7 protein-coding genes are annotated in these 9,231 nt (G+C 67.5%); 6 read left to right on the top strand and 1 reads right to left on the bottom strand.

What is annotated here, in order from left to right:
- Nucleotides 1-1,108: FAD-dependent oxidoreductase (locus tag ACLQ62_RS15890; protein WP_411722601.1), on the bottom strand; the 1,108-nt coding region annotated here is incomplete at its 3' end.
- A gap of 246 nt (nt 1,109-1,354) precedes the next feature.
- Here ACLQ62_RS15890 and pyrR point away from each other — a divergent pair.
- From pyrR to carB, 6 genes are read left to right on the top strand one after another with little or no spacing between them, the layout of a single operon-like run.
- A complete protein-coding gene (gene pyrR / locus ACLQ62_RS15885; protein WP_411722600.1) occupies nt 1,355-1,894 on the top strand; it encodes a bifunctional pyr operon transcriptional regulator/uracil phosphoribosyltransferase PyrR in 540 nt (179 codons plus the stop codon).
- Nucleotides 1,894-2,841, top strand: a complete 948-nt coding sequence (locus tag ACLQ62_RS15880) for an aspartate carbamoyltransferase catalytic subunit (RefSeq protein ID WP_411722599.1) — start codon at nt 1,894-1,896, stop codon at nt 2,839-2,841. Before pyrR ends, ACLQ62_RS15880 begins: the two co-directional genes overlap by 1 nt.
- A gap of 3 nt (nt 2,842-2,844) precedes the next feature.
- Nucleotides 2,845-4,188, top strand: coding sequence for a dihydroorotase (locus ACLQ62_RS15875; protein WP_411722598.1), 1,344 nt, complete (start codon nt 2,845-2,847; stop codon nt 4,186-4,188).
- Entirely contained in the window at nt 4,181-4,723 is a 543-nt protein-coding gene (locus ACLQ62_RS15870; RefSeq protein WP_411722597.1) for a hypothetical protein, read from the top strand. Before ACLQ62_RS15875 ends, ACLQ62_RS15870 begins: the two co-directional genes overlap by 8 nt.
- A complete protein-coding gene (gene carA / locus ACLQ62_RS15865) occupies nt 4,723-5,892 on the top strand; it encodes a glutamine-hydrolyzing carbamoyl-phosphate synthase small subunit (RefSeq protein WP_411722596.1) in 1,170 nt (389 codons plus the stop codon). Before ACLQ62_RS15870 ends, carA begins: the two co-directional genes overlap by 1 nt.
- Nucleotides 5,892-9,185, top strand: coding sequence for a carbamoyl-phosphate synthase large subunit (gene carB / locus ACLQ62_RS15860; RefSeq protein ID WP_411722595.1), 3,294 nt, complete (start codon nt 5,892-5,894; stop codon nt 9,183-9,185). Before carA ends, carB begins: the two co-directional genes overlap by 1 nt.
- Nucleotides 9,186-9,231 lie beyond the last annotated feature (46 nt).

Genomic DNA, 9,231 nt, shown 5'->3' with positions numbered 1-9,231 from the left:
CGTCGAGCCTCTTCACGATGCCGGCGACCGCTGCCCGGCCTGCCCGGTTCGCACCGATCGTCGAGGACGACGGGCCGTAACCGACGAGGTGCACGCGACGATCGGATGCAACGGCCGTGCCGTCCATGACGATGCCGCCGCCTGGCATCCGCAGGTGCAGGGGGGAGAGGTGGTCGAGTGCTGCCCGGAACCCGGTAGCCCAGAGGAGAACATCCGCCCGCTGAAAGGACCCGTCGGTGAGGCGGACGCCGTCCGGTTCGATCGCGGTGAACATCGGATGCCGCTCCAGCACACCGCGGGACGCCGCCGCCCGCAGCGCTGGGGTCCAGATCAGACCGGTGACGGAGACGACGCTCTGCGGCGGCAGGCCCTGCCGGACCCGGTCCTCGACGAGAGCGACCGCGGCGGAGCCGGCACTGCTGTCGAACTCGGCATCCCGCCAGACGGGTTCCCGCCGGGTGAACCAGGACGTCGTCGCCACCGCAGAGATCTCATCGAGCAGCTGGACGGCAGAAATCCCACCGCCGACCACGACGACGTGCTTGCCCGCGAACTCGTCCCGCGACACGTAATCGGCCACGTGCAACTGGCGTCCGCGGAACGTCGACTGGCCCGGGTACAGCGGCCAGAACGGGCGGGTCCACGTTCCTGTGGCGTTGATCACGGCGCGCGCCGACCAGCTGCCGGCATCCGAATCCACCCGCAGGCGCCCGTACGGATCCTCATCCTCGCGGTGCACGCCGGTCACCCGGACCGGCCGGACGATGGCGAGGCCGAGCTCACGCTCGTAGCCGCCGAAATACCCGGTCAGGAACTCTGAGCTGGGCTGGGCGGGGTCGACGTCCGGTTTCGGGATGCCAGGGAGGTCGCTGATCCCGTTGACGGTCGCCATCACGAGGCTCTTCCAACGGTGCCGCCACGCGCCGCCGGGCCCGTCCTCGGCGTCCAGAACGGCGTAGGTGCGGGCATCCGTCGCCTCGTCAGCGCCGGCGGCGGGCACGAAGCCGCGCCGTTGCAGGTGGTAAGCGGCGGAGAGCCCGGCCTGCCCAGCGCCGATCACGACGACGTCGGCTTGCGCGGGTTCGGGGGTGGGGGAGTCGGGAGTCACACCGTCCTGTAACGCCGGGCGCCGGGAAGTCCTTCCCGGAGCGGCCGGTGACGGATGCCGCGGCGCACGATTGGCAGGTGATCACACGGTTATCAGGACCGTTGCACCGATTTGGTCCTGATAACTGTGCGATGTCCTGATTTGCGGTCGGGCGGACACGGCGGAAGCGACCCGGCCCGGCTGCTAGGCTCGAAGAAACCGACAACCTTTAAAGCCGTCCAGAGAGACGGAGAAGGGAGTCAGCACATGAGTCCGCGCGTCGTACTTCAGCAGGCTGACATCGCCCGAGCGTTGACCCGAATCTCACACGAGATTCTTGAGTCCAATCGAGGCGCAGACGACCTCGTCCTCCTCGGGATCCCCACCCGCGGGGTGCTCCTCGCCGACCGGATCGCCGCGATCATCTCCGAGATCACCGGTACGCCGATGGAAGCGGGATCGCTCGACGTGACCATGTACCGGGACGACCTCGCGAAGCATCCGACCCGCACGCCCGCGCCCACTCGCATCCCGGCAACCGGCATCGACGGCCGAACCGTGATCCTCGTCGATGACGTGCTGTACTCCGGCCGCACCATCCGTGCCGCCCTCGACGCCCTCAACGACATCGGCCGCCCCCGCGCCGTGCGCCTCGCCGCCCTCGTCGACCGGGGTCACCGCGAACTTCCGATCCGCCCGGACTTCGTCGGCAAGAACCTCCCCAGCGCCCAGACCGAACGGATCAACGTGCGGCTCGCTGAGATCGACGGCGCCGACCTCGTCTCGATCGATTCGGCGGCCCGCTGATGCGTCACCTGCTCTCCACCCGCGACCTCGACTCCGCCGCCGCCGTCCAGCTGCTCGACGTCGCCGAGGACATGGCCGACACCCAGCAGCGCGAAGTGAAGAAGCTGCCCACCCTCCGCGGCAAAACCGTCGTCAACCTCTTCTTCGAGGACTCCACCCGCACGCGGATCTCGTTCGAGGCCGCAGCGAAACGCCTGTCAGCGGATGTCATCAACTTCAGCGCCAAAGGATCAAGCGTCTCCAAGGGGGAGAGCCTCAAGGACACCGCCCAGACACTGCAGGCGATGGGAGCGGATGCCGTCGTCATCCGCCACCCCGCGTCCGGTGCCCCGCAGACCCTCGCGACGAGCGGCTGGATCGACGCCGGCATCCTCAACGCCGGCGACGGAACCCACGAACACCCCACCCAGGCGCTGCTCGACGCCTTCACCATCCGCAAACGCGTGCACGGCGCCGCTTCCCGCGGCAAAAGCCTCGACGGCCTCGCCGTCACAATCGTCGGCGACATCCTTCACTCCCGAGTGGCCCGGTCGAACGTGTGGCTGCTCACCACCCTCGGCGCCACGGTCACCCTCGTCGCCCCGCCGACCCTCGTCCCGGTCGACACCCGGGCCTGGCCGGTGACCATCGGCTACGACCTCGACGACGCACTGGCCGCAGGTCCGGACGTCGTGATGATGCTCCGCATCCAGGGCGAACGGATGCGCGACGCCTTCTTCCCCAACAGCCGCGAGTATTCGAGACGCTGGGGGCTCGACGACGGGCGGCTGCACAGGTTGGACCCGGCTACCATTGTCATGCACCCCGGACCCATGAACCGGGGCCTCGAAATTTCCGCTGCTGCCGCCGATTCGCCCATGTCCACCGTGCGCGAGCAAGTCACCAACGGGGTTTCCGTGCGAATGGCCGCACTGTACCTGCTGCTTTCCGGCGATCGGGAGAACTAAGAAATGACGAACACCTACCTGATTTCCGGCGCCTCCTTACCGGACGGAACGCGAACTGACCTGGTGCTCAGGGACGGCCGCATCGCCGAGCTCGGCACCGGGCTCTCCGCCGCCGGCGCCGATCGCATCGACGCCGATGGCCTGCTCGCGCTGCCCGGCCTCGTCGACCTGCACACCCACCTCCGTGAACCCGGTTACGAGCAGAGCGAAACGGTGCTCACCGGCACCCAGGCGGCCGCGGTCGGCGGCTTCACCGCTGTCTTCGCCATGGCGAACACCTCACCGGTCGCCGACACCGCCGGGGTCGTCGAACAGGAACTTTCGCTCGGCGAACAGGCCGGCTACGCGACGGTGCAGCCGATCGGCGCCGTCACCGTCGGCCTCGAAGGCGTTCGGCTCGCCGAGCTCGGCGCCATGGCATCCTCCCGCGCCCGGGTCCGGGTGTTCTCCGACGACGGCGCCTGCGTCTGGGACCCGGTGCTCATGCGCCGTGCCCTCGAATACGTCAAGTCGTTCGACGGGGTGATCGCGCAGCACGCCCAGGAGCCGCGCCTCACCGTCGGCGCGCAGATGAACGAAGGCGCCGTCTCCGGTGAACTCGGCCTCACCGGCTGGCCCGCGGTCGCCGAAGAGTCGATCATCGCCCGCGATGTCCTGCTCGCCGAACACGTCGGCTCGAGCCTTCACATCTGCCACGTCTCCACGGCAGGTTCGGTCGACGTCCTGCGCTGGGCGAAAGCCCGCGGCATCCGCGTCACCGCCGAGGTGACACCGCACCACCTGCTTCTCGACGAGGAACTCGTGCGCAGCTTCGACGCCCGCTACAAGGTGAACCCGCCGCTCCGCCGCCGGGAAGACGTCCTCGCGCTCCGCGAAGCGCTGGCCGACGGCACCATCGACATCGTCGCCACCGACCATGCACCCCACCCGGTCGAGAACAAGGATTGCGAGTGGGATGCGGCCGCCAACGGCATGGTCGGCCTCGAGTCCGCACTGAGCGTCGTGCACGCATCCGTCGTCGAGACCGGCCAGCTGGACTGGACCGACGTCGCCCGCGTGCTCTCCTCGGAGCCGGCGCGGATCGGACGGATTACCAGCCACGGTCAGGGCCTCGTCGCCGGCGCCCCGGGCCAGGTGACGCTGTACGACCCATCGGCCAGCCGCGACTTCGGCACCGCCGACCTCGCCGGCAAAGGGGTGAACTCGCCGTTCCTGGGCCGGACCCTCCCGGGCCGCGTGGTCGCGACCTTCCACTCCGGTTTCGCCACCGTCCTCGACGGGCAACTCCGCCCGGCCGACGAAGTCGCCCGCACCGCCGCCGAGCAGAGGATGGCCGCTCATGTCTGACCGCCTGATCCCCGCGGCACTCGTCCTCGGATTGCTCGCCCTCCTGCTGCTCGGTATGTGGCTGGCCTGGCGGGCGCGCTCGCGACGTGATGCCGGCGTGGCCGCCGGGCAGTCGCTCCCGGCGGACGGCATCCACCCCATCCTCGTCACCGACGTGCTCTACGTCGCGACGACGAAAGCCGGGCTGCCGCTCGAACGCCTCGCCATCCGTGGGCTCGCGTTCCGTGCGCGTGCCGAACTGACGCTCGCCGACGAGGGTGTCGTCCTCGCCGTCCCGGGCCAGGACCCGATCTTCCTCGCGTCCGCCCAGCTCCGGTCGGCGCAGCCGGCCACCTGGACCATCGACCGGGTGGTCGAGTCCGACGGACTGATCGCCCTCTCCTGGCGCTCAGGCGAGACGGATGTCGACAGCTACCTCCGGGTGATCGACCCGCCGCAGCACAGCCGCGTCCTTTCCACCCTTCTGTCCCTGATCCCCGCGCCGGCCCGGCCCGCGCCTACGGACTCCATAACCTCCACTGAGAGCGAGAAATAATGAGCAGCTCACCTTTCGGCTCGGCGACACCAGCCGTCCTCGTCCTCGAGGACGGCAACCGCTACGTCGGCCGCGCCTACGGTGCCACCGGTAGAACCCTCGGCGAAGCCGTGTTCGCCACCGGCATGACCGGCTACCAGGAGACTCTGACCGACCCGTCGTACGCCGCACAGATCGTGCTGATGACCGCGCCGCACATCGGCAACACCGGTGTGAACAACGAAGACATGGAGTCGAAGCAAATCTGGGCTGCGGGCTTCGTCGTCCGCGACCCCTCCCGCGTCGTCTCCAACTTCCGCGCCGAAGACAGCCTCGACAACGACCTCACGTCGAGCGGTGTCGTCGGAATCAGCAACATCGACACTCGCGCCGTGACCCGCCACATCCGGTCGCAGGGCGCCATGCGTGCGGGAATCTTCTCCGGTGAGTTCTTCGAACTCTCCGAAGGTGACCAGCTGGACCAGGTGCGACAGGGTGCACCGATGACCGGCAGGAACCTCTCGCACGACGTTTCCACCATCGACCCATACGAAGTGCCGGCGACCGGTGATCGGGTCGGCCGTGTCGCCGTTCTCGACCTCGGCATCAAAACCTCCACCGTCAAGTACCTGTCCGAGCGCGGCTTCGACGTGCTCGTGCTGCCGCAGAACGTCACCGCCGAACACGTCCTGTCGCTGAAGCCCGACGCGCTGTTCTTCTCCAACGGCCCCGGCGACCCCGCTGCATCCGACGACCACGTCACCCTGCTGCGTGAGGTCCTCCGCAAAGACGTCCCGTTCTTCGGGATCTGCTTCGGCAACCAGCTGCTCGGCCGGGCGCTCGGCTTCGGCACATACAAACTGCCGTTCGGGCACCGCGGCATCAACCAGCCGGTACTGGAGAAGGCGACAGGCAGGGTCGAGATCACCTCGCAGAACCACGGCTTCGCCGTCGACCTGCCGATCGAAGGCGAGCACCAGTCGCCGGAGGGCTTCGGCCGGGTCACCGTCAGCCACTACAGCCTCAACGACCAGGTCGTCGAAGGGCTCGCCTGCCTCGACATTCCCGCTTTCAGCGTGCAGTACCACCCCGAGGCAGCTGCCGGGCCCAACGACGCCAACCACCTCTTCGATCGGTTCCGCGACCTCGTGATCTCGAACCGGTCCAACTCAGCAGGAGACAACAACTAATGCCCAAGCGCGACGACATCCAGAGCGTCCTTGTCATCGGCTCAGGCCCGATCGTCATCGGCCAGGCGGCCGAATTCGACTACTCAGGCACCCAGGCCTGTCGTGTTCTCCGCGAAGAGGGCGTCCGCGTCATCCTCGTGAACTCGAACCCGGCAACGATCATGACCGACCCCGATTTCGCTGACGCCACCTACATCGAACCGATCACGTGGGAAGTCCTCGAGACGATCATCGCGAAGGAAAAACCGGATGCCATCCTGCCCACTCTGGGTGGGCAGACAGCCCTCAACGCAGCGATCCAGTTGCACGAGCACGGCATCCTGGAGAAGTACGACGTCGAACTGATCGGGGCGAACTTCGAGGCGATCAACAGGGGTGAAGACCGCCAGATCTTCAAGGACCTGGTGATCGAGTGCGGCGCTGACGTCGCAAAGTCGTACATCGCGCACACCGTCGACGAAGCGATCGGTTTCGCCGAGGACCTCGGCTACCCGCTCGTCATTCGCCCGTCCTTCACGATGGGCGGGCTCGGCTCCGGGTTCGCGTACACCCGGGACGAACTTGTCCGGATGGTCACCGACGGGTTGCACCAGAGCCCCACCACCGAGGTCCTCCTCGAGGAGTCGATCCTCGGCTGGAAGGAATACGAACTCGAACTCATGCGCGACACCGCCGACAACACGGTCGTCGTCTGCTCGATCGAGAACGTCGACCCCGTCGGCGTGCACACCGGTGACTCGATCACCGTCGCTCCGGCGCTCACGTTGACCGACCGGGAGTACCAGAAACTCCGTGACATCGGCATCGACATCATCCGCGCCGTCGGCGTGGACACCGGCGGCTGCAACATCCAGTTCGCCATCGACCCCGCAGACGGCCGCATCATCGTCATCGAGATGAACCCCCGGGTCTCCCGCTCGAGCGCCCTCGCCTCGAAGGCCACGGGCTTCCCGATCGCGAAGATCGCCGCCAAACTGGCCATCGGGTATCACCTCGACGAGATTCCGAACGACATCACGAAGGTCACGCCGGCGAGCTTCGAACCGACCCTCGACTACGTCGTTGTCAAGGTTCCGCGGTTCGCGTTCGAGAAGTTCCCGGCGGCGGATGCCACGCTCACCACCACCATGAAGTCGGTCGGTGAGGCGATGGCCATCGGGCGTAACTTCGCGACAGCTCTCCAGAAGGCACTGCGCTCGCTGGAAAAGCGCGGCTCGAGCTTCCACTGGGGCGAGGAAAACCGGTCCATCGAGGAACTTCTCGAGATCGCCGCGGTGCCGACCGACGGCCGCATCGTCGTCGTCCAGCAGGCCCTGCGCCTCGGCGCAACGGCTGAGCAGCTGTTCGAAGCCACGAAAATCGACCCGTGGTTCCTCGACCAGATCGTGCTGATCAACGAGGTGGCGGACTACATCCGGGATGCCGCCCGGCTCGACACCGACGTGCTCACCACCGCCAAGAACCACGGTTTCTCGGACGTTCAGATCGGGCAGTTGCGTGGTTTCGGTGAGGCGGAGGTGCGGGAAGTGCGTCACATCCTCGACGTGCGCCCGGTGTTCAAAACCGTCGACACCTGCGCGGGGGAGTTCCCGGCGCTCACGCCGTACCACTACTCCAGCTACGACGAGGAGACCGAGGTCACTCCGTCCGACCGCCGCAAGGTCGTCATCCTCGGCTCGGGACCGAACCGGATCGGGCAGGGCATCGAGTTCGACTACTCCTGCGTCCACGCCTCCTTCGCGCTCCGCGACGCCGGGTTCGAAACGATCATGATCAACTGCAACCCGGAGACCGTCTCGACGGACTACGACACCAGCGACCGGCTCTACTTCGAGCCGCTGACGCTCGAAGACGTTCTCGAGGTGATCCACGCCGAGAGCACATCCGGCGAACTCGTCGGCGTCGTCGTCCAGCTGGGCGGCCAGACCGCGCTGGGGCTCGCCGCCGGGCTCAAGGCCGCAGGCATCCCGATCCTCGGCACCACGCCCGAGGCGATCAACCTCGCCGAGGAGCGGGGGGAGTTTTCGCAGATCCTGGACGCCGCCGGCCTGCTCTCCCCGAAGAACGGCACGGCCACCGAAGTTCATGGCGCCGTCACCATCGCCGAGGACATCGGCTATCCGGTGCTCGTCCGCCCGAGCTTCGTGCTCGGCGGGCGTGGCATGGAGATCGTCTACGACAGCGCGTCGCTTCGCGACTACTTCCTCCGGACGGCGGACCAGGGCATCATCGGCCCGCAGCACCCGCTGCTGGTCGACCGGTTCCTCGACGACGCCATCGAGATCGACGTCGACGCCATCTACGACGGAACCGAGCTGTACATCGGCGGCGTGATGGAGCACATCGAAGAGGCCGGCATCCACTCCGGCGACTCGAGCTGCACGCTGCCGCCCATCTCTCTTGGCCGTGCGCAGATCGACCGGGTCCGTGAGGCGACCCTCGCCATCGCCGCGGGTATCGGCGTCCAGGGACTCCTGAACGTGCAGTTCGCGATCGGTGCAGGCATCCTCTACGTGCTCGAGGCGAATCCGCGGGCTTCCCGCACTGTGCCGTTCGTCTCCAAGGCGCTCGGGATCCCGCTGGCCAAGGCCGCATCCCTCGTGATGACCGGCGCAACCATCGCGGAGCTCAAGGAATCCGGTCTGCTGCCCCCGGTGGACGGGTCACGGATCCCGATGGATTCCCCGGTCTCCGTCAAGGAAGCCGTGCTGCCGTTCAAGCGGTTCCGCACCAAGGACGGCCGGATCGTCGACTCCATCCTCGGCCCGGAGATGCGGTCCACCGGTGAGGTGATGGGAATCGACAAGGACTTCCCGCGCGCCTTCGCGAAGAGTCAGACGGCGGCGTACGGCGGCGTTCCGCTCACCGGCACCGTGTTCGTCTCGGTCTCCGACCGCGACAAGCGCTCGATCGTGCTCCCGATCCTCCGCCTCTCCGAACTCGGCTACGACATCCTCGCCACCGTCGGCACCGCGGAGATCCTCAACCGCAACGGCATCTCGGCCCGCACGGTCCGCAAGTTCAGCGAGGGCGAAGAGTCCGAGTTGGGTGAACCGTCGATCGTGGAGCTGATCAACCGGCACGAGGTCGACATCGTCATCAACACGCCGTCCGGCCGCAGCGGCCGCGCGGACGGGTATGAGATCCGCGCCGCCGCCGTTGCCGAGGACAAGCCGCTGTTCACGACCATCGCGGAACTGACCGCGGCGGTCGCGTCGATCGAGGCTGTGCGCAACGGCTTCGAAGTCCGGTCGCTGCAGGAGTACGCCGAGGACCGGGCGCTGCTCGCATGAGCCTCGGCTTCGCCAATCGCCTGGCCGGCGTCTTCGCCGGCCAGGG

It is taken from the genome of Mycetocola sp., from assembly GCF_046716805.1.
Classification (GTDB): domain Bacteria; phylum Actinomycetota; class Actinomycetes; order Actinomycetales; family Microbacteriaceae; genus Mycetocola_A.
The sequence above is the reverse complement of the archived record's forward strand: the minus strand, read 5'-3'. Positions and strand labels throughout refer to the sequence as shown.